Annotated in this window: 18 protein-coding genes and 1 pseudogene; 2 read left to right on the top strand and 17 right to left on the bottom strand. The window is 59.3% G+C overall.

From position 1 onward, the window contains the following. Nucleotides 1–418: 418 nt before the first annotated feature. The 8 genes from catA to FJD38_RS24070 form a co-directional block, all read right to left on the bottom strand. Nucleotides 419–1342, bottom strand: coding sequence for a catechol 1,2-dioxygenase (gene catA / locus FJD38_RS24105; RefSeq protein WP_122786548.1), 924 nt, complete (start codon nt 1340–1342; stop codon nt 419–421). A 42-nt stretch (nt 1343–1384) separates the two neighbouring features. Beyond that, complete coding sequence (gene catC / locus FJD38_RS24100; protein ID WP_122786547.1) at nt 1385–1675, bottom strand: muconolactone Delta-isomerase; 291 nt, start codon at nt 1673–1675, stop codon at nt 1385–1387. Nucleotides 1676–1708: 33 nt separating this feature from the next. Further along, nucleotides 1709–2830, bottom strand: coding sequence for a muconate cycloisomerase family protein (locus FJD38_RS24095; protein WP_146388005.1), 1122 nt, complete (start codon nt 2828–2830; stop codon nt 1709–1711). 30 nt (nt 2831–2860) lie between these two features. Beyond that, nucleotides 2861–3619, bottom strand: coding sequence for a 1,6-dihydroxycyclohexa-2,4-diene-1-carboxylate dehydrogenase (locus tag FJD38_RS24090; protein WP_146388003.1), 759 nt, complete (start codon nt 3617–3619; stop codon nt 2861–2863). Nucleotides 3620–3641: 22 nt separating this feature from the next. Then, a complete protein-coding gene (gene benC / locus FJD38_RS24085) occupies nt 3642–4655 on the bottom strand; it encodes a benzoate 1,2-dioxygenase electron transfer component BenC (protein WP_146388001.1) in 1014 nt (337 codons plus the stop codon). Between the two features lie 69 nt (nt 4656–4724). Then, nucleotides 4725–5213, bottom strand: a complete 489-nt coding sequence (gene benB, locus FJD38_RS24080) for a benzoate 1,2-dioxygenase small subunit (RefSeq protein WP_122786543.1) — start codon at nt 5211–5213, stop codon at nt 4725–4727. Continuing rightward, on the bottom strand, nt 5213–6568 hold the full coding sequence (gene benA, locus FJD38_RS24075) for a benzoate 1,2-dioxygenase large subunit (RefSeq protein ID WP_122786542.1): 1356 nt from the start codon (nt 6566–6568) through the stop codon (nt 5213–5215). Before benA ends, benB begins: the two co-directional genes overlap by 1 nt. Before the next feature lie 258 nt (nt 6569–6826). Continuing rightward, nucleotides 6827–8266, bottom strand: a complete 1440-nt coding sequence (locus FJD38_RS24070; RefSeq protein WP_146387999.1) for an FAD/NAD(P)-binding protein — start codon at nt 8264–8266, stop codon at nt 6827–6829. A gap of 212 nt (nt 8267–8478) precedes the next feature. Here FJD38_RS24070 and tauA point away from each other — a divergent pair. Continuing rightward, a pseudogene (gene tauA / locus FJD38_RS24065) lies at nt 8479–8649 on the top strand (taurine ABC transporter substrate-binding protein); the annotation flags it as partial. A gap of 199 nt (nt 8650–8848) precedes the next feature. Beyond that, nucleotides 8849–9844, top strand: a complete 996-nt coding sequence (locus FJD38_RS24060) for a GlxA family transcriptional regulator (protein WP_146387997.1) — start codon at nt 8849–8851, stop codon at nt 9842–9844. Between the two features lie 154 nt (nt 9845–9998). Here the strand turns inward: FJD38_RS24060 and FJD38_RS24055 are convergent, their stop codons facing one another. The 9 genes from FJD38_RS24055 to FJD38_RS24015 all read right to left on the bottom strand — a co-directional run bounded on the left by FJD38_RS24055 (nt 9999) and on the right by FJD38_RS24015 (nt 21376). After that, nucleotides 9999–11339: an MFS transporter gene (locus FJD38_RS24055; RefSeq protein WP_146387995.1), complete on the bottom strand. Its 1341-nt coding sequence runs from the start codon at nt 11337–11339 to the stop codon at nt 9999–10001. Nucleotides 11340–11539: 200 nt separating this feature from the next. Then, entirely contained in the window at nt 11540–12751 is a 1212-nt protein-coding gene (locus tag FJD38_RS24050) for a M24 family metallopeptidase (RefSeq protein WP_146387993.1), read from the bottom strand. Nucleotides 12752–12880: 129 nt separating this feature from the next. Further along, nucleotides 12881–13561, bottom strand: coding sequence for an MgtC/SapB family protein (locus FJD38_RS24045; RefSeq protein WP_240892444.1), 681 nt, complete (start codon nt 13559–13561; stop codon nt 12881–12883). Between the two features lie 116 nt (nt 13562–13677). Further along, a complete protein-coding gene (locus FJD38_RS24040; RefSeq protein ID WP_146387991.1) occupies nt 13678–16641 on the bottom strand; it encodes an RHS repeat domain-containing protein in 2964 nt (987 codons plus the stop codon). 120 nt (nt 16642–16761) lie between these two features. Beyond that, entirely contained in the window at nt 16762–17868 is a 1107-nt protein-coding gene (locus FJD38_RS24035) for an NAD(P)H-dependent flavin oxidoreductase (protein ID WP_146387989.1), read from the bottom strand. Beyond that, nucleotides 17865–18770, bottom strand: coding sequence for an enoyl-CoA hydratase (locus tag FJD38_RS24030; RefSeq protein WP_122786535.1), 906 nt, complete (start codon nt 18768–18770; stop codon nt 17865–17867). The genes FJD38_RS24035 and FJD38_RS24030 overlap by 4 nt, the downstream gene beginning before the upstream one ends. A gap of 18 nt (nt 18771–18788) precedes the next feature. Next, nucleotides 18789–19586: a CoA-transferase subunit beta gene (locus FJD38_RS24025; RefSeq protein ID WP_122786534.1), complete on the bottom strand. Its 798-nt coding sequence runs from the start codon at nt 19584–19586 to the stop codon at nt 18789–18791. A gap of 11 nt (nt 19587–19597) precedes the next feature. Continuing rightward, the gene (locus FJD38_RS24020; RefSeq protein ID WP_122786533.1) at nt 19598–20473 is read right to left on the bottom strand and encodes a CoA transferase subunit A; all 876 of its coding nucleotides are present in this window, start codon (nt 20471–20473) and stop codon (nt 19598–19600) included. A 9-nt stretch (nt 20474–20482) separates the two neighbouring features. Next, a complete protein-coding gene (locus tag FJD38_RS24015) occupies nt 20483–21376 on the bottom strand; it encodes a VOC family protein (RefSeq protein WP_122786532.1) in 894 nt (297 codons plus the stop codon). Nucleotides 21377–21955: the final 579 nt, after the last annotated feature.

The following is a 21955-nucleotide window of genomic DNA, read 5'->3' as shown; positions in this document are numbered from 1 at the left end:
TGAGCGACTGCCCCATGCGTCGTCAGTAGCAGACTACGAAGCGCTGCTGCCATGGAACTGTTCGCCGGAGATGCCACGGTAACCTTGGCTTCCACCTTGCGGTAGGTGGGGTTCATGGATCGGTTACCCCTGATGTACCGCCATGAATGGTTTTACGACGGCTGCGCCGCCGATCGCAGCCTTCGGCAGCGGCTACAGGGATTTTGTCCGCCCGTAGCAGTTGACGAGTGGTGCGAGGCTACGTTCGACGATGCAATCGTCGCAGTACACTCAACCACGACAATCCGGGGGTGCTTGATGTATCGGGTTGACTGGTTTACGACGGCTGCGCCGCCGATCGCAGCCTCGCGGAGCTCGTCAGCTGCTACGAAGTTATGCGCTGAGTCTTAAGGTTTCAGGCGCCTCCGTGTGTCACGCTTTACACCTGCATCGCCCGCGGCCGGTCGCTTCTGTTCTCTGCCGCACTGTCCGCCGCCTGTTGCAGTTGAAAGTCGAATTTCATTTCGGCATAGCGCCCTTCTATTCCTCGTGCACCGTCTTCGCGGAAGATGACTTCGCCCACCAAGCCATCACGGGTGGCGTAGGCGAAGTCGTCCCACAGGTATTTCTCGCCCGACAGGTTAATTTGGGTGGTGAGGTGGCGCTGCCCCGGCGCGCTGATAAAGAAGTGAACGTGGGCCGGGCGCTGGCCGTGACGGCCGAGTTGGTCCAGGCATTCTTGGGTCGGGCCTTGAGGGTCACAGCCATAGCCGGAGGGCACGATGCTGCGCGCACGGTATCGACCTTGCGCGTCGGTGATGATGCGGCGGCGCAGGTTGTAATCGCTCTGGCTTGGATCAAAGAAGGAGTAAGTGCCTCGGGTGTTGGCTTGCCACAGGTCGACGGTGGCCCCAGGCAGGGGTTGGCCATGGCTGTCGAACACTTGCCCCTCTAGGAACATGACCGTACCGACGCCGTCTTCGCTGCCGTCGTCCATGCGCGCTTCGCCTGCGCTCAGCGGTGCGCCAGCTACGTACAGCGGGCCTTCGATGGTGCGCGGGGTGCCGCCGGTCAAGCCGATCTGCTGGTCTTTGGCGTCCTGCAAGAGGTCGAGGAAGTGTTCGATGCCCAGCCCCGCCACCAGTAAGCCCGCTTCTGATCGACTGCCCAGACGGTTGAGGTAGTCCACCGTTTTCCAGAACTCGTTTTCACTGATGTCGAGGTCTTCGATGATTTTTGCGGTGTCTTGCAATACGCGCAACACGATGGTTTTCAGGCGCGTGCTGCCGCTGTCATTGGCAAAGCCGGCGGCTTCTTTGAAGAAGCTCTGGATGGCATCGGTGTGGGAAATTTTCACGGTCATGCTGTTCACCTCATCTTGTTTTTATGCAAGGAACTGTTCGTTTTACCGGTCGTCGCTGTGGACCGAGGATGGGTGACGGCACAGCCCGTTGATCTCGATGTCCATGTAGGGGAATAACGGCAGTTGCATCAGGGTGTCGTGCAGGGCTTCGACGCTGGCGACGTCGAATACGCTGTAGTTGGCGTAATGCCCTGCGATACGCCACAGGTGGCGCCAGGTGCCTTCGCGTTGCAGGCGCTGGGCCAGTTCTTTTTCGTCGGCCTTGAGGGCCGCGGCTTTGGTCGGGTCCATGTCAATCGGCAGGTTGACGGTCATTTTTACGTGGAAGAGCATGCGGGTCTCCTTGAGGGTCAATGGCGAGTGGGATCAGTGGCGGCGATAGTGCGTCAGGCGTTCTTCGTCGATGCACAGGCCAAGGCCCGGTGTGCGCGGGATGTGCAGTTCAAAATCACGGTACTGCGGCGCCTCGGTGATGATGTCGGCGGTCAGCAGCAACGGGCCGAACAGCTCGGTGCCCCAGGTCAGTTGCTTAAGGGTCAGAAAGGCATGGGCCGACGCCAAAGTGCCGACCGAACCTTCAAGCATGGTGCCGCCGTACAAGGCGATGCCCGCTGCTTCGGCGATGTGTGCGGTGCGCAGTACGGCACGCGGGCCGCCGTTTTTGGCGATTTTGAGGGCAAATACACTGGCTGCGCCGTCGGCGGCCAAACTGAACGCGTCTTCAACGCTTTCGATGGATTCGTCAGCCATGATCGGCGCCGGGCTGCGTTGGTTCAGGCGCACTTGCCCCGAGCGGTTAACCCGTGAGATCGGTTGCTCAATAAGGTCTATGCCGTTGTCGCCCAAGACCTGACAGCCACGGATGGCTTGGGACTCGTCCCAATACTGGTTGACGTCAACGCGCACGCTGGCACGGTCACCCAGGGCCTTTTTGATCGCGATCACGTGCTTGAGGTCTTGCTCCAGCGGGTTGGCACCGATTTTCAGTTTGAAGATACGGTGACGGCGCACGTCAAGCATCTGTTCGGCTTCGGCGATGTCGCGGGCGGTGTCGCCGCTGGCCAGGGTCCAGGCCACTTCCAGACTGTCACGCACGCGCCCGCCCAACAGTTCGCTGACTGGCAAGCCGAGTCGTTTGCCTTGGGCGTCGAGCAGTGCGCTTTCGATACCGGATTTGGCGAAGGTATTGCCCTTGGCAATTTTGTCGAGTGTCTGCATGGCCGCGTTGATGTTATCCGCAGCCATGCCCACCAGCATCGGCGCCAGGTGTGCGTCGATGTTGGCCTTGATGCTTTCCGGGCTTTCATAGCCGTAGGCAAGCCCGCCAATGGTGGTGGCTTCACCGATGCCTTCGATGCCGTCACTGCAGCGCAGGCGCAAAATCACCAAGGTCTGTTTTTGCATGGTGTGCATCGCCAGCTTGTGCGGGCGGATGGTAGGCAAGTCGACGATGATCGTGGTCAGGCTTTCAATCAGGGCGTGGGTCATGGCGTGTTCTCCAGTGATTTTTTGTACGGCTCAGCCGAGGTCGCCGCCGCCCACAGGCAGGGTCACGCCGGTGATATAGGAAGCGTCGTCGCTGGCCAGAAACAGAATCGCACCGACTTGTTCGTCCAGAGTGCCGTAGCGTTTCATCAGGCTGCTGTCCAAGGTCTGGTCGACAATTTGCTGATACCAGGTGGCTTCGTCCGTGCTTTGCTCGGCGCCATTGCGCGGGATGCGTCGCGGCGGTGCTTGCGTGCCGCCCGGTGCGGTGGCGTTGACGCGAATCCCGCGCTCGGCGTTCTCGAACGCCAGGCACGCGGTCAGGGCATTCACGCCACCCTTGGCCGCGCCGTACGGTACGCGGTTGACGCTGCGGGTAGCGATTGAAGAAACATTCACAATGGCGCCCTGGCCCTGATCGAGCATGTAGGGCAACGCCGCGTGGCAGCACCACAGGGTCGGGAACAGCGAGCGACGCACTTCAGCTTCGATTTCTTCGACCTGATAATGCTCAAACGGCTTGGCCCAAATTGTGCCGCCGACGTTGTTGATCAGGATGTCGAGACGGCCAAAGGTGGACACCGCCGAGGCCATGACGCGGGCGCAGTCAGCGTAAAGCTCCAGGTCTGCTGTCAAGGTCAGCACGCCCGGCCCTTTCAATTCATGCACCAGTTCAGAGCGGTCGACCGCAATCACCTGTGCGCCCTCCCCCAACAGGCGCTCGCAGACACGGCGGCCGATGCCTTGAGCGGCGCCGGTGACCAGCGCGACTTTGTTGTCGAATCGGTTCATTACAACCTCGCTTAATCAGGGATCAGGCCGCGGCAGCCGCGAATTTCTCGTAGTAGAAGTTGGCAGGCGTGATGCCTTGCTCGCGGATGTACTGGCTGACGGCTTCAACCATCGGCGGCGGGCCGCACAGGTAGACGTCGACATCGCCCTCATTGAGGTGCTGAGGCTCGATATGCTGGGTCACATAGCCCTTGAGCGGGTGTTGGCTTTGCGGGTTGGCCACGCAGGCGCTGAAGCTGAAGTTGGCGATACGCGCACTCAGGGCTTGCAGGCGATCGAGTTCGACCAAATCCAGGTCGTTGGTCACCCCGTAAATCAGGTGCACCGGGTGTTCGCTGCCTTGTTCGGCGATTTTTTCGAGCATGGCGGTAAACGGAGCCAGGCCGGTGCCGCCCGCCAGCAGCAAGAGCGGGCGCTGTATCGCACGCAAGTAGAAACTTCCCAGCGGCCCGGCAAGGGTCATGCTGTCGCCTGTTTTGGCCAGGCCCGTCAGAAAGCTGCTCATCAACCCGCCCGGTACGTTGCGGATCAAGAAGCTGACTTCGCCCTCTTTTTGCAGGGTGCTGAAGGAGTAAGCGCGGGTCTGCTCGCTGCCCGGCACGTGCAGGTTGACGTACTGACCGGGCAAGAACGCCAGACGGCTCAGGGACTCGCCCTTGATTGACAGCGCGATGGTGCTTTCGGAAAGTTGGCGCAAGTCGCTGATGGTGGCTTCGAAGCTGGCCTGTTGGGTTTTGCACAGCGCCGATGAGGCTGGCACACGCAACACGCAATCGCTGGCGGCGCGCATCTGGCAGGTCAGGACGTAGCCCTGCTGCACTTCGTCATCGCTGAGGGCATCTTCGATAAATTCATCGCCCAGGTCATATTGCCCGGCCTCAGCGAAGCATTTGCAGGTGCCGCAAGCACCATCACGGCAGTCCAGCGGTATATTGATACCTTGGCGGTACGCCGCGTCGGCGACGGTTTCCTGGCCAGTGGCTTCGATAAAACGGGTGACCCCGTCTTCAAAATTGAGTGCGATCTGAAAACTCATGATGTACCTCGCACGCACGGCCAAGCCCGCAGCGCCCGCAGGCGCCCAGCGTCACTCGCCGCGCGTTGGTCAGATGTGATAGATGTCGATGACTTGACGCACGTAGTCGTTTTTGAGCACCACTTTCTTGGCCTTGATCAGTGGCTGCGAGCCACGCATGTCGAGGGTGTAGAAGCTGGTGCCGAAGTAGCTGTCAGTGGTCTTGTAGCGAAAGCTCAGGGTGTGCCAATTGAAACGCACATGGCACAGCCCTTCGGTCTGCTCGACGATCTCGATGTTGCTTAAATTATGCGAGGTGCGAGTGTCGGGCATGGTGGCGCTGGAGCGCTCGGTCTTGATACGGAACACGCGGTCTTCAAGGCCGCCCCGGTTGCCGTACCAGATCAGCGAGATTTCACTTTGCGGGTCTTCGGTCAGGGTGTCGTTGTCATCCCAGGCGGGCATCCAGAAGCTGGCGTCGGCGCTGTACAGTTCCAGCCATTGATCCCATTGCCCGTCATCCAGATGGCGCGCTTCGCGGTACAGAAAGTCCCGCACGATGCTGTAAGTGTCGGTCATCACACGGCCTCCACAGGGATCAGGGTCGGCTCGGCGGCCACGGCTTTGAGCATGGTCTCCTGCCAATACTTGTGTTGCAGCACAAACAGCCCTTCGTCTTCAGTGCGCACGCCGGAGAGCAGCGGTTTCAGGTCGATTTCTTCAGCGGCCGCATCGGCGCCTTCGATCCAGTGTTCTGCGCCGCGTGACATGTCGTTCCAGCCACGGCCAGCGCCATAACCGGTCTGGCACGAGCGGAACTCTTCGAGATCGTCCGGGGTGGCCATGCCGCTGACGTTGAAGAAGTCTTCGTATTGGCGAATTCGCTTGGTCCGCGCTTCACTGCTCTCGCCTTTGGGGGCAATGCAGTAAATGGTGATTTCGGTTTTGTTAACCGAGATCGGCCGGGCGATGCGTATCTGCGAGCTGAACTGGTCCATCAGGTAGACGTTGGGGTACAGGCACAGGTTGCGTGAGTTCTCGATCATCCAGTCGGCGCGGGCCTTGCCGAAGTCGCGCGCCAGTTCATCACGGCGCTCGTAGGCCGGGCGGTCTTGCGGGTTGGCCCAGCGCGTCCAGAGCAGCAGGTGACCATTGTCAAACGAGTAGAAACCACCGCCACTTTTGGCCCAGCTACCAGCGCTCATGGTTTTGATTTCTTCGCCGGCTTCGCGCAGGGTGCGCTGGTTTTGCGTGGCGGCGTAATTCCAGTGCACGGAACTGACGTGATAGCCATCAGCACCGTTTTCGGCGGTAAGTTTCCAGTTGCCTTCGTAGACATACGAGCTTGAACCGCGCAGCACTTCCAGCCCTTCAGGGGATTGGTCAACGATCATGTCGATGATCTTGGCCGACTCGCCCAGGTGTTCAGCCAGCGAGCTGACGTCGGGGTTGAGGCTACCGAACAAAAAGCCGCGATAGGACTCGAAGCGCGCCACTTTAGTCAGGTCGTGGGAGCCTTCACAGTTGAAACCTTCGGGGTAGCCGGCCTCGCTCGGGTCTTTGACCTTGAGCAGTTTGCCGCTGTTGTTGAAGGTCCAGCCGTGGAACGGGCAGGTATAGCTTGCGCGGTTGCCGGTCTTGTGGCGGCAGATCATGGCGCCGCGGTGGCTACAGGCGTTGAGAAACGCGTTGAGTTCACCGGCCTTGTTGCGCGCGATAAAGATGGGCTGACGGCCCATGGTGGTGGTCAAAAAATCATTGACGTTGGGGAGCTGACTCTCGTGTGCGAGATAGATCCAGTTACCCTCGAAAATATGGGTCATTTCGAGTTCAAAAAGACGCGGATCGGTGAACATCTCCCGCTTGCAGCGGTGGACGCCCTTCTCCTTGTCTTCCTCAAGCATGGCATTCAAGTAGTCGATTCCCAGGGACATGGCCAGGGCCTCCGTTGTTATTATTCAGGCAACGTCAGCGTAAGGAATGAACAGGGAAGCAACTATCCGTTTACTGCGGATCGCTATCCGATTACTGCGGGGGCTAATCAACTGCGAGAATCTCGTAGCAGCTGACGAGTAATGCGAGGCTACGATCGGCGGCGTAGCCGTCGTATTTTGGGGCTCTTGGTGTTTCAGTTAAAACTAACCTCCCTGGTTTACGACGACTACGTCGCCGGACGTAGCCTTCGGCAACTGCTACGGGTTATTTCGCAAGGTTTTTAACCGCTGTGCCAGCGCTTTGGCCTGTGACGCAACATCGGTCACGGCGGTGCTTTCCCACCACTGGCCGCGTAACGGTGGGCCCATGGCAAACAGTCGCTGAGCTGGCACGCCCTCGGCGTTCAGTACCGCGCCATCGGGGTTCGCAGCAATCCCTAACCCCAGGTTCCCGGGCTGGATCAGCCCGCGTTGTAACAATTGCCGGGGCAACGGCTTGTCCACCCGGCGCCAGTCGTACTCGATGCCGGTGGAGTTGATCAACCCGTCGCCTTGCACCCACAGGGTTTGCGCCTCGCCACGGGGACGCAGACGAATACGCGGCTGGGCGCCGCTGCTGTCGACGGCTTGCAAGGACGCTGCACGAATGGTCAGCCGCCCTTCCTTGAGCAGTCGCTGCAGTAGCGCATCCCCTTGAGGCGGTGAACGGTGATGATGGCTCTCCCACCAGGGCCGCACATGGCGCACGAACTGACGGCGCTGTGTGTCACTGGCCTGACTCCAGAGCCTGGCGATATGTACGCGTACGGTGTCCAGTGGTGCCTGCCAATCAACGCCCTGCGCTTGCGCCAAACCACATTGGCGGCGCAATTCGCGTAGCAAGTGCAAGGGGCTGCGTAGCTGCGGGGCCAAGGTCAGAAAGTCCTCCCATGCTGGAGGCTGACGGCGCACGTGAGGCAACAGGCCGTGGCGGGAATACACGTCAATCGGGCCGCGATGACCGGCCTGATTCAGCGATTCCAGTGCATCGACCATGGTCAGCCCGGAACCGATGATCAGCACCCGGGCGTCGACCGGCAGCGCCCGCAGCGCCTCGACATTCCACGGGTCAAGGGCCGCCGCATTCAGCCCGCTGGACTGGCGCTGCGCGGTACGCGCTGCTGCAAACATGCCCGTGGCCAACACCACTGATGCCGCTCGCCATTCGCTTCCCGCCTTGAGCGTCACATTAACGCCCTGCTCATGGGTGTGCAGGTCAATCACTTCATCGCGTACATGGGTCAACGTTGACCCTGCGCTTTCACCGATTACCCGTGCCTCGGCCAGTCGTTGCTGGGCATACAGCCCAAACAATCCACGGGGCGCAAACAGTTCGGCGACCGGCACCGACTGTTTAGCTGACTCGGGCCAACCACCGCCAGCAATGTGTGCCTGTAGCCAGCGGGTCAGATCATCCGCGTCATCCGGTTCGATGCTCATGCGTGCAGCATTGCCGTTCAAGGTATGCCCCAGCTCAGTGGCACTGTACGCCTCACCGCGTCCCAACTCGGCTCTTGGCTCAACCACAACGATGCGCCGGGCACCCGGCAGACGCAGCAGTTGCATGGCCAACAGGGTGCCGCTCAGCCCCCCGCCAATGATCAAAATATCGGCCTCGCGGGCTACCGCTGGGGTCTGTCCGGTGTGTGGCTCGCTCATGGTTGCTCACTCATTTTTGAAATTATGTCGCGCACGGCGCAGTTTCTGGGACGCCAGCCTGCGATGATTTCCTCCGCGCTGTCCAGTCTCTGGCACATTGCAGATTGCTTAAGCTAGTTCCAAAACAGTATTTCCCCTTTTATTTAAAGCACTTAGATTCGTCTGCACCGGATCACCGGACTGCCTTCCTCTCTTTTAACAAGGTCCAGCCCATGTCCGTTCGCTCATTGTTTTTTGCCCTTTCAATCACCGGTTTCAGTCTTGCCGCTCAGGCGTCTGATCTGACCATCGGCTATATCACGGGCATCGACCCGACCAAGCTGGCTCAAGCAGAAGGTCGATACGAAGAAGCGATAGGCGAGAAGATTGACTGGCTTTATTTTTAAAAGACCAAGGCAAAATCGAAAGCGTTTTGCCCGATTACTCAGGTTATGTCAGCGACCGTTATTTACCTGAATAAGCCGCCTTGGACCGGTGGCACAACAAATGCTTCTTTACGGCCCATCGCGCGGGTGCTGGCCACTCCAATCCTGCGCGAACCCGACGCCAGAGGCGTCCAGGACCGTAAAGAGGACTGTAAGGATGGCTACACCGGTTACAGCGGCATCGTACAAAGACCCCATCGTTAAAACGGTGGGCTTTCTGGTGATACCAAACTTCACCACTATCGGCTTTGCCTCGGCCATCGAGACCCTGCGTATGGCTAATATGGCGGCGCGCCGGGAGATGTTTCGTACCGTCATCATCGGCCCGGACCTCAATCCGGTCACCGCCAGTAATGGCATGCGCATCCTGCCCGATTACGCGGTGGGTGATGCACCAAAACTGGACATTTTATTGATCGTGGGTTCAAACCCGATCGTTTCACACCTCAGCAGCCGCCCTACCCTTAACTGGTTACGCAAACTCGCCCACGAACAGGTCGCACTGGGCGGCATTTGCACCGGCAGTTATTGGCTGGCCCGCGCCGGACTGCTCAAGGGTTATCGCTGCACCATTCACTGGGAAGATATTGAAACCCTCAAAGACCACTTCCCCGGGATCATTATTTCCAACCAGTTGTTTGAACTGGACCGCGACCGTTACACCTGTTCAGGCGGGGTCGCGTCGATGGACATGACCTTGCAATTGATCGCCCGTGAACCCGGCGGCCGGGAGATTGCCGCACATGCTGCCGAGCTGTTGCTGTGTGATCGCCCGCGCAGTGCTCAGGAGCAACAGCGCGTGCCCTTGCGCCAGAAGCTCGGCACGTCACAACCCAAGCTCAGTCAGGTGGTGGCCATTATGGAGGCCAACCTTGAAGAACCGGTCAGTCTGGAAGATCTGGCGCGCTTGAACGAGGTGTCGGTGCGTCAGCTTGAGCGTCTGTTTCACAAGCACCTGCAGCGTACGCCGAGCCAGTATTACCTTGAACTGCGTCTGGCCCGTGCCCGCAGTCTGTTGCTGCGCAGCGAATCTCAAGTGCGTGACATCGCCCTCGCCTGCGGTTTTGTGTCGGCGGCGCATTTTTCCAAATGCTACAGCCGGTTGTTCGGGGTTTCGCCGATTGGTGAGCGTAAACAGGTGGCGTTGCATTGAGGCAATGCAGGTGTGGAGCAGTTGTTGTCGCTGACGAGGAACGAAGGCTGCGATCGGCGGCAAGGCCGTCGTAAAACCTGACACACCGATGTGTCCCATTGTGCGACCGCTTAGCGCTCGATCGCAGCCTTCGGCAGCGGCTACAGCCACTCAGTCAATCCTGCAAGGCTTTATGCGCGGTTTCGCGACTGGCCAGCATGGCGACCAACGCGACGGCTGCGGCGGCCAGCAAATACCAGGCCGGGGCCATTTTGTTGCCGGTCATATGGATCAACCAGGTAGCTATAAACGGCGCGGTGCCGCCAAAAACAGCATTGGCAACGTTGAAGCTGAAGGCAAAGCCGCTGAACCGCACGCGCGTGGGGAATATCTCGGCCAGAAAACACGGCAAGGTGCCGTCGTTCATGGCCAGAATCGCGCCAAAGGCAATCTGGATCATCAAGATGACAACCAGCGACGGGTTGCCGAGCATGCCGAACAGCGGGAAGGTCAGCAGCAAAAACAGCACAGAAGCCGTCACCAGCATGGTCTTGCGACCATAGCGGTCGGACAGCTTGCCCATCATAAAGATCAGGCCGATGTAGGTCGCCAATGACACAGTAGAGGCGATAAACGAATCACCCTCACTCATGCCCATTTCGGTCGACAGGTAGGTGGGCATGTAGCTGAGCAGCAGGTAAAAGGCCACCGCATTCAAGCAAGTGACGCCAATGCCGATGGTAACGGCGCGCCGATGCACGGTGAGCAACTCACGAACCGGGGCGTGGGTGGCGCACTCCTTGGCTTCAAGACGTTTTTCCATCTCAAGGAACTTAGGGGAGTCCTGCAAGCTCATGCGGATGTATCGCCCCACCAGGCCGAAGGGCGCAGCCAGCAGAAACGGCAGGCGCCAGCCCCAGTCGTGCAGGTTTTCGCTGGTCATCAAGGCGTGCATGCAGGCCACAAACAGCGCGCCAAACAGCAACCCGGCCGCCGTGCTCGCGGGCACGATACTGGTGTAAAAACCGCGTTTACCATCAGGCGCGTATTCGGCCAGAAACGCCGAAGCACCAGCGTATTCACCCGAGGCCGAGAAGCCTTGCACCATTCGGATCAACAGCAAAAGCGCCGGAGCCCACAGACCAATCAGGTTGTAACCCGGCAGGATACCGATGCAAAAGGTCGAGACGGTCATGATCAGGATCGACCAGGACAAGGCGCTGCGCCGCCCGTATTTGTCGCCAAAATGGCCCCAGATCAATCCACCCATCGGGCGCACGATAAACGACAGGGCAAACACGGCGAATGTGGCCATCAAGCCTGTGGCAGCATCCGTTTGAGGGAAGAAGGTCAATGCAATCACGGTAGCCAGATAACCGTAAGCGGCGTAATCGAACCACTCGACAAAGTTACCCATAAAGCTGGCGGTGGCTGCGCGGCGCAAGGCTTTGCGTTCACTCAGGCGTTCGCTCTGCTGTTCTATCGTCAGGGGCAAGGTCAGGCTGGGAATACTCATTGAGCACCTCCACAGGAGCGAGTGGAGGCTGGAAAAAAGCCAAGCAACGTCAGGACATGGGACATGACAAATACCCTCATTGTGTTCTTTTTGGCAGGGGTAAAGGGTCAAAAACGCTGCGCTCTCTGGGGGCGCATGCGTGGGTCTTGGACGGCAGAAGGCGGCAGGCGCGGTCAACGCGCCAGCACCTTGCGCTGAAGTTATCGCTTGATGATGTTGTGCTGCGGACCATACGGGAAATGTGTGATGTTTTCACCGCCCTGTTCATTGACGATCAGGATGTCGTGCTCGCGATAACCGCCCGCCCCTGGCCGTCCTTCGGGGATCATGATCATCGGCTCGATGGACACCACCATCCCTGGCTCCAGCACGGTGTCGATGTCTTCACGCAGCTCCAGCCCGGCTTCGCGGCCATAGTAATGGCTCAAGGTGCCAAATGAATGGCCGTAGCCAAAAGTGCGGTATTGCAACAGATCGTGTTCAAGGAAGATTTCGTTGAGTTGCAAGGCAATGTCTGAACAACGCATGCCGGGTTTGATCAGTTTGAGCCCGGCCTCATGCACCTTGACGTTGACTTCCCAAAGGCGCAGGTGCTCGTCGCTACAGTGATCCAGAAACAGGGTGCGCTCCAGCGCTGTGTAGTACCCGGCAATCATCGGGAAACAGTTGAGGCTCAGGATGTCGCCCTTGTTGACCTTGCGGGCGGTCACCGGGTTGTGGGCACCGTCGGTGTTGATACCGGACTGGAACCAGGTCCAGGTGTCCATCAGCTCAGAGTTCGGGAAGGTACGGGCAATCTCGCGCACCATGGCTTGAGTGGCGTGCAGTGCCACTTCGTATTCCGGCACCTGATCGCGCAGGGCTTCAACGATGGCTGCACCGCCGATGTCGGCTATGCGTGCACCATGGCGAATAATCGCGTGCTCTTCGGCGGATTTGATCATGCGCATGCGCATGCACGGCGCACCAATATCCACCAACTCAGCCTGCGGGTAACGGCTGGCGAGCTTGTCACGGTTGAGCAGGTTGATGTGGTCGTATTCGATCCCGATGCGCCCGGCCTTGGGCAACGCCTGCTGGATGCCGACAAAGAAGTTATCGCGCTGCCAGTCGGTGTAGACAATGTTGTCGGTGCCCATGGTGCGACGCCAAGGCTGGCCACCGTCGATATTGGCGGTGATGGTAACGGCGCTGTCCTGAGTGACCACCAGCGCGTAATTACGGCCAAATGAGCAGTACAGGAAATCGCTGTAATAGTTGAGGTTGTGGTACGAGGTAAACACGGCGGCATCAATGTCGTTCTGCGCCATGTACGCACGCAGTTTAGCCTGGCGGTTGGCGTATTCCTGGGCCGAGAACGTCGGAGTGACTTTTTCGCCGTTCTTGATCTGTATGGTTTTCGGCATCTGCATGTCATTTACCCTGGTCGATGATCGAACTTCAAAAGCCGCTGTTTGGGCGGGCCGTTGAGGATCATTCGACCAGATGCAAGGATGCCGTTTTTGTGTGAATCCGACCTGTAGTTGATCAGAACCGCTGCATCAATGCGGCGCTTGTTCCTCCCTGACGTCCGGAATGGTCAATATGCGTTTCAACAGCTCTACCGTTTCAAGGCGGCTGGTCTTTTTGAACTCAACCGTCACGGTTTCGGTACCCATGTCAGGGCCTTGCTCAACAATCACCTGCTTGAGCCGGTTTGCTTCTTCACCGAGTAAATCCGTAAGGCTCTGACGGTTCAATACGCCAATCGGCGCAACCAGTTTGATGACATGCACTTTGATCCAGTCGCGGTAGCGATGCTCAATCGGCGCGATAGCAATCAAAATGATCAGTATCAACACCGTCGCCGATACCCCCAGCCCATACAAACCGCCCCCGATGGTCATGCCGATAGCGGCCACGGCCCACAGGCTTGCCGCCGTGGTCAGGCCCTTGATCACCTCACCGCGCATCATGATCGAACCCGCGCCGAGAAAACCAATACCGGTGACAATCTGTGCAGCGATCCGTGACGGGTCAAGCCGTGTGCCCGCCTGGGTCAATGCCTGTTCAAACCCAAAGGCCGAGACGATCATGAACAGGCACGCGCCGGTCGCGACCAGCATGTGCGTGCGCAAGCCTGCGGTCCAAAACAAGTGTTCGCGTTGCAGACCAATCATGCTGCCCAGTACAGCCGCCAGTAGCAGACGCGCCAACATTTCCCACTCTGAAATCATTTTCATCCCTCGACTTTGACAGCCTGCACATGCAGGCGGTGCCGATAGCATAGTCAAGGTTGCGCAGAATGAAGTGCAGGCGCAGCGACTTTGATTCACTGCGCTGCACACTGTCTGGCGGGTCAGCTTTTGACCGTCCGCCAGCGCTTGAACAGGCTACCAAACCCGCCCCTGGCCGTTTGCAACAGCGCCCCGCGTACTTCTGTCAACGCAGACACCACGCCTTTGGCAGCACCCACCCACGCCCTTGCCCTGCCACTTTGCGCTTCAACAGGCTGCCCCGTGACCCACTGCGCAACCGCCTCGATGCCGACCCCAGCCCAATAAGTCCAGGTCTGATTAAACATCCGGCTCAGCCCCCCATGAGCCGTATTCATTGCCCCTGGCACCTGCAACGTGCTGACGTGGCGGTCAAAGCGCGCCGTCGCATGCCCCGCACGAATGGCCGTCCCTGCCGCCCCATCGTATGCCTCGATCAACGGCCCGACATTAGGAATCAGTGGCCCCGGCACATACTGACCAAACACGGCATTAGGCACTGTGGCCAAGCTATAGGCGCCTGCGGCCGCCAAGGTACGCGGGATTCTGGCACGCACCGGGGTCTGCCCCCACGACACGCTTTCGCCGAGCCCGCTCACCATCTGCTGCAAGACTTCCCGGGTAAAGGCTCGCACATGCCCGGCCAGCCTGAGCCTGGCCACCGGGTCCCACGCGTCTTCAGCGCCAGCACCTTCACTGGCACCGCGCACCTCGAATCCACGATTAGCCGCTGTGGCAGCAAAAAAGCCGATCAGAGGGCTCCAACGAGTCACATGGCCAAACAGCCCGGTGCTCATGTGCATAACGCTTAAGGCATCCAGCGCCGCAACAGTACTGCGTAAAGCAGAGTTCAAACCCTGTGACGGTTGACGGCCTTCAAACAGGGCGATGTCCACACCTGCCCCGACGGCATTGCTGATAAAAGTGGCAAGGCCATCACGGATTGCAGCCGCACTCGACGCCTGCACCCTTGGCCTGACCCGATTGGCCATGTCTGTGACCACGCGGTGCAAAATGGCCAGTCGACCCGGTCGTTCCATACTGTCGGTGCTTTGCAACCCTTGGCTTTCAACCCTGCTGATCGGGTTTGCCCGGGTCATGGCATACAAATTAAGACCGTCTATATCATCGGCCGGGTCAGCACTGATCCAGCGGGCCAGCCAAGGTGCGTAATAACGGTAGCCATAGTAGTAAAGGCCGCTGGCATCGCGTTCCTTGCCCGAATAACGGACGAATTTGTAGCTGGCTTCGAGTGCATTCTTGCCTGCCCACCACGCCGTTGCACCATAGGGGTAGTAGCTTTCCTGACTCAGTAATCGGGCTTTTTGATCCAGCTCCAACGTGCTGCTGCCCAAATGATCCGAGAGGCTGAAGCGCAGGTGTTCGTTGTCGATGCCCTCGGGCCGACCCTGTTCCCATTGCAAAAGCGCCGCACTGTTGAGTTCCCCTTCGATCCTCAATAGGTTCAACGCTTCACCCGTCGCGCTGTTGCGTCGAATTTCCAGCCCCGGCAAGTAATACACTTCGCGAAGGCGGCGCTGACGTGGGCCGTTGGCGCGGGTGATTTTCAGCGCTCGTGCCCCAGCGCTGTCGTACACATAGACTTCGTCGTCATCCGTGCCGGCTTCGCGCGTGACCTGAGTCACGCGTTGCAGTTGGTTGCGCAGGTTCCAGGTCAGCGTCTGCCCGGGTTCCAGCATGTGCAGATTTCCGTTTGGGTCGAACCCGCTGCCTAACCCCGGATGGGCCTGACCCGCAATGAGCTCAAGACTGTGATTACTCTGACCTGATACGTTGAAGTGTCGCGTATAGCCTGAGCCACGGCTCGTCCTGTGTTGCAGTCGGGTCAAGTTGCCACCTGCATCGTAGGCATAGGACTGGCGATACTGACGGGGGCGCTGGCCGTCAGCCGCACCGAAACGGACAAAGCCGCTCTGGGGCGCACCGCTGACATTGGCGGCGTTTTCTCGCCCGCTGGCCTGAATCAACTGATAGAGGGTGTCGTAGGTAAACGTGCTGAGCGCTTGCACGCGCGTGTTATCGGTCCACTGCACCGGTTGCGCCGCATCACCAATGCTCAGCACATTGCCGACGTGGTCATAACGATATGAAAGGTCTTGCAAGGCTTCAGCAGGTTGATCGCCACGGTAGCTCTTGAGTTGCAGCAGGCGCTCATCCCTGAGGTCGTAGGTCAGTGCTGTCAGCACCTCATTGCCAGCCCGCTCTGTCTCAATGTTGCCGCTTGCGTTGTAGGTTCGGTGCTGCACAACGGTATGTTGCGTGCCGTTATTGAGGACCACCCCTCGTGATGTCAGCAAACCGTCCACGGCATAGTGCGAACGTTGACGGTTGTGTTTGGCGTCGATCTGTTCCAGCAACTGGCCCAGCGCATCGTAGCGCCACTGACTGCGCCACACAGCGGGATCAAGCGCCAGGTCACGCTGATCAGGTGACAAGGGCCAGTCCGCAGAGGCAGAGACCTCATGGACAAACCGGCGCGATTCACTCGTCACACGCCCCTGCAAGTCAAAATCCTCTGACCACAGGGTGCCTGCCGGGTCATCGTGACGCAGCAACCGGGCACAACGGTTATGCCGTGCATTTTCGGGGGTGTTGTCGGCATAGCTCAGACGCTCGACGCACCGGGGTTTGTCGTCATCGGCGGCCTGTTCAAACAGCGCGCTTAAGCGCAGGAGCTGATCGTACTGGTAAGTGTGCCGGGTGCCACGGGCATCCCAGCTGTAGCGCAACTCGGCACCGGCGCCGCAGAAGAGAATGCGCGTGCCTCTGTCTACATTGTCGGTATGCAGCAAACGCCCCGACAGCGTGTAGCGATTACGTTGATTGGCGGCGCTGGCCCGCAGGGCCGTGAGCCGTGGGTCCCACTGTTCGCTAAGCAAGCCTGTGGCACTGTAAACCTGACGGTGGATGCGCGCCTGCGGTTCATCGCCGGCTATGCGGCGGTGATAGGCCACCGCGCGAATGGTCAATCCGCGCGGGTCGTAAGACGTCAGAGACGGAGTATGGCGATGCAAGGGTTGGGGCATAAGTCAGCTTCCTGAGCTGCACAATGATTAAAAAGTGTAGTGATCTGGAAACCGACTTTTGACGCGTGTCCGGACACGTTTTGTATCCAGATAAGTTCAGTTACAAACTTTGAAGACGTTTCAGAAGCCTGCGGGTACTGCGGGCTGACAGCGCTTGGCCTGGTAACGTGCATTGATCGCCATCAGGCAACGTTCCGCCTCGAGGACCATTTCATCAATCAGTTGCTGGCAGCTCTTCAACTCCCCGATCGCGGACGCCACTTGCCCGCAGGGCAAAATGCCTTCATCAGGGACGCCATCCACCATCGAACGTTGCAGCAACACCGGCTGGTTAGCCGCCATCACTGTTTGCGACAAAGCGCCGGGGTCTTCTTTCACTGATTGGGCAAACACCCCGAGCATGTGCCCCAGGCTCATACCCGTTTGCTGTTTCCAATGCCAGGCGCTGCCCAAGGCAATGCGCAGCCGGCCAAACGCTCCGGCTTTTTCCAGACGGTCAATAAAGGCGTTTTCAATCATGCGATGACGCATGCCGTCGACCGCCAAGGTCACGCGGATTTTTTGCGGGTCGGCGACTTTCACATAACGCTCAAGCGTCGCCGCAGGCGTGGGCGATTCTTTAGTCATCAAAAACCGCGTGCCCATCGCCACACCCGCAGCGCCGGTGGCCAGTGCACCGGCCAGGCCGCGCCCGGTGGAGTAGCCGCCTGCCGCAATCACCGGCACCTGCACCGCATCCAGTACCTGGGGCAATAAAATCGTACTCGGCACCCCGCCCGTGTGCCCGCCGCCCTCACCGCCCTGCACGGTAATCATGTCCGCGCCCAATTCAACCGCCTTGATTGCATGCTTGACCGCGCCCACCGTTGGGATACACAGCACCCCGGCTTTTTTAAAGCGCTCAATGGTCTGACGATCCGGGCCGCGGCCATAGCTCACGGCGCGCAATCGGTATTCGATGGCCAGATCCACACATTGCGCGGCGTTTTCCTGGAACATATGGAAATTAAGGCCGAAATTACTGCTGCCCAAGGCCTCGATCACGCGCTGGATTTCGGCTTCCAGTTGCTTTGCATTGATCGTCGCGCCGGCCAAAAAGCCAAAGGCGCCGGCCTTGCTGCTGGCGATCACCAAATTGGCATCCGACACCCAGCCCATCGCGGTTTGTACGATGGGGTACCGACAGCCCAGGGCATCGGTTAACGCGGTGTGCAAATATTCGCTCATCGACGTTCTCCCGCAGCGGTCTTGTTCGCCTCAATCATCGCCTTGGCGTCATAGCCGCCGAGCTTGTCACCGGAAAGCAGCTCGTTATGGCTATGGGCAAAATGATGCCAGGCAAATACAGCATCCATCGCGGTGCGTTTGCCCTGCAAATCTTCAACGTGATTGATCGCCTGTTTGGTCAGGGCCAGGCCCATGCGCGGCTGCTTGGCAATGGCCGCCGCCAGTGCATAGGTGCCGGCATGCAGCTCATCACGACTGAACAGGCGGTTAACCATGCCCATTTGATAAGCACGCTCGGCACTCATGCGGTCGCCTGTGAACAGGAATTCCTTGGCGATCCTGGGGTTGAGCTCATACGGGTGAGCAAAATACTCCACCCCCGGAATGCCCATGCGCACCACCGGGTCCTGAAAAAAGGCATCGTCACTGGCCACGATCAAATCGCAGACCCAGGCCAGCATCAGCCCGCCTGCAATACAGGCCCCCTGCACCATGGCGATCGTCGGCTTGGGTAATTCGCGCCAGCGTCGGCACATCCCCAAATAGACTTCCTGCTCACGGGCATAGAGGTATTCACCCCCGGGTTTGTTGGTGTGATCCCACCACAAACTGGCCCGGTCAAACGATTTATTGATGTCGCGCCCGGGTGTGCCGATGTCATGCCCGGCCGAAAAGTGTTTGCCATTGCCGCACAACACAATGACTTTGACCGCGTCGTCATTGACGGCGCGGCGAAAGGCATCGTCCAGCGCATAGGTCATCTGCGAGTTCTGAGCGTTATTGACCGTGGGCCGGTTCAGGGTCAGCGTGGCGATGCCATCCGCTACCGCATACAGCACCGGCTCTTCGGTTTCATACACAGCACCATCAACGCGCTGCACAAAATCGCTGTCGCTACTCATAAGAGGAATTCCTTGGCTTCAGGCCTGACGAATGCCGGGCGGGTTGCCCTTGAGCGCGGCGGCGCGGTAATCATGGGGATCGAGCCGACGGATCAGGGCCAACTGCTCCGGGGTCGGTGCCACGGTTTGTTTGAGGTCTGGTGCCTTGAGCAAGGGGAAGCCGGTTTTCTCCTGTACCTCTTCAAAGCTCACACCGGGGTGCAGCGAACGCACTTGCACCGCCCGGTCCGGGCCGCCGAAGTCCATCACACACAGATCGGTGACGATCAGGCGAATGTCCATCAGGTCGCGGCGCATGCCGTCATCCCAACGCTCTGTCTTGAAGCCCACGCCCGAGACCATGTCCACTTCACCGGCGACAAACGCTCGAGTGTTGTGGTTGGGTATGAAGAACGAGTTGATATGGTTGATGCTGTTGCCCGGCAAGCCGCGCACCCCGAGCATCGCGACCTTAGGCTTTTGATAATCGCCGATGCATGACAGGTTGGTCTGCCCCCAGCGGTCAACCTGAGTCGGGCCGATCATCGCGTGACGGCGTCCGCCCCATACGCATTCAAATACTCGCTCGAATGACAGGTAACCCGAATAGCGCGGCTGATAATCCCCACGCGGCCCCAACGGAATGGGTTCTTCGACCAAAAACGCTTCGCTGTCGGTCATCAACAGTTCAGGGCTATGGCTCAATTTGGCCAGGCTCGCACCCAGGCGCGGGATCACGCCCAGACCCGAGGCAATCACTTCACCGTTATCGCGCCAGGCCTCGCAGGCGGCCACGATCAGCAGTTCGGCCAGGGAAAAATCACAGGTTGCAGTCATCGTCATACTCCTCAAAACACCGGCAGCGGCAGCGCGCTCAGCCGGTCGGCACCGCCATTGCTGGCCTGATAGGCACTTTCGCCCGGCGTTACAAACTCGGCGACATACCCTTCCCAGCCGCCCTCTTCTGCAGCACTGGCGCTGTAGCGCTTGAGGTGACTCATGTCCCAGCCGTAATCAGACGGGCATGAGGTGGGATGGGCGCCAAACGGCGCATGCACCACGCCGCTGACCAGATAACGCTCGAAGGTGTTGAAACGCGCTTGGGTGGCGTCAAGGCTCAAGCGTTCTTCAATGCGCTCGCAAGAGACAAAACACTGTTTGGCGGCACGCGCATACAGATGATCGAAGTACGGATCAGGGCCGGTCACCAGCGTATTGCCCAGCCGGTCGGCAACGTTGACGTGCAAGAAGGCGATGTCCAGGTTTAGCGCAGGCATGGCCAGCAGCACTTCGCCGTCGTCATAGGGTGATTGCACGAGCTTGATTTCAGGGTTGAGTCGCGTCACATCAGTGGCCAAGCCGCAGCGGGTGGGTAAAAACGGCAACCGCATGCCTGCTGCGCGCAGGCCCCATTGCAACATCCCCTCGTCCAGCTCCATCAGCTCCAGCTCACCCGCCTCGCGGGCCTTGCGGAAATACGCTTCCAGCGGAATGGCATCGAGCGTGGCAAAACCGAACACCAGCTTCTTGACCTTGCCGGCGGCGCAAAGCATGCCGACTTCGGGGCCGCCGTAGGCCACCACGGTGAGGTCCTTGACGTCCGAGCGGAGGATTTCGCGGACAATCGCCATCGGCTTGCGCCGTGGCCCCCAACCGCCAAAACCGATGGTCATGCCGTCACGCAATTGGCCGACCGCATCGGCCGCTGTCATTTGCTTGTTCATGGCTATTCCTTACTTTTGCTGGCCGACGGAGAAATCGTGGCCCCACAGGCTGACGCGGGTGAATTCAAAGGCGCTGTGTTCTTGCCAATCGACCAACAGGCCGCCATAGCCGTATTCCAGATCAAAGCCCGAAGGGGTTTTCATATAGAACGAGGTCATGCGGTCGTTCAGGTGCTGGCCCAGCGTGGCCGACTGCGGCACGTTGTGAGCGATGCTGCGGTCATACGCGCGCCCGACTTCGGTCATCGACTCGACTTCGACCATCACATGCACGCAACCGGACGGCACGGGGTATTCGGCCAACGCCAGGCTGTGGTGACGGCTGTTTTTGCAATGCAGAAAATGGATGCGGATCGGCGGCGCAGACGGATCGGGGCGGAAATTGAAAATGTCCGACAACTCAAAGCCGAGCACCTCCTTGGCAAAGGCCAGCGTGGCATCGAAGTTGGGGGCCGGTAACACGGTATGGCCCAGCCCCATGTCGCCGGTGATAAAGCCCGGTACCCCTTGGGGCGAGATAAAAGGCTGGCAATCAGAGCGATGGCCCCAGCTCAACTCATGGTGGTTGCCCGAGGGATCGGTGACGTGCAACAAGGCCTGGACGCCGCGCTGATCACACTGTTCGGCAGTGCCGAGACGCCAGCTGACATCGGCTTGGTCGAGGGTTTCAATCGCAGCATTGAAGGCCCGTTCGCTGGCCAACTCCCAGCCTGAAGCGAGGTACCGGGACTCACCGCCGGGCACCACCAGCATGCGAAAGGGGCGTTCGTCCATTTTGACGTACATGCCGCCTGCGGGGGCTTCGCTGACCATCATCCCGAGTACGTCTTGGGCATAGCGCTGCCACTGCACCGGGTCGGTGGATTCTGCAACGAAGTAGCTCAAACCACGAATGTCGATCATGCGCCTGCTCCTCAATGCCTGTATTTATTGGCTTGGGGCAGTATGGGAAGGTTGTGGGTGGGGCTCATCGTCCGTTGAGACTAACGCAAGTGAGCAGCGTGCGGGTCATGCAGGGAGTCGTAGTTGTTACAGTGGTTACGGAGTGTAGGACTGCCTGGCTTGTTGCTTGTTGCTTGTTGCTTCTAAACCAATGCCCCTGCCGCCACCGAAACAGTGGGAGCGACACTGGGGCCCATCACAGGAGGCTGAACGCAGGTACTGTTATGGGGGTGGCGAGACAGGACGCCGAGCCAGCCGCGATCGGGCCAAGGATGGCCCGTCGCGGCGTGCCCCCATAACAGTGCCGGAGAGAAGGCACCGGGCGAGCCTAGGCGAGCTCGGCCGTATGGTAGGGCAAGGACTTTTTGGGTACTTTTGTGGTGGTCCGACACTCGGCAGTTTGACAAAAGTACCTCGCCGTAAGAGGGTGTTTACAAAACTAAGCAGTCAACCTGCGTAGCAGCATTCTTCCCTGAGCCAGCCATACCCATGCCTCGGCGATTCGTGGCAGCCGATCGTAATGAACTGCAAGTCGTCGAG

Source organism: Pseudomonas saxonica (assembly GCF_007858365.1).
Lineage (GTDB): Bacteria > Pseudomonadota > Gammaproteobacteria > Pseudomonadales > Pseudomonadaceae > Aquipseudomonas > Aquipseudomonas saxonica.
The sequence above is the reverse complement of the archived record's forward strand: the minus strand, read 5'-3'. Positions and strand labels throughout refer to the sequence as shown.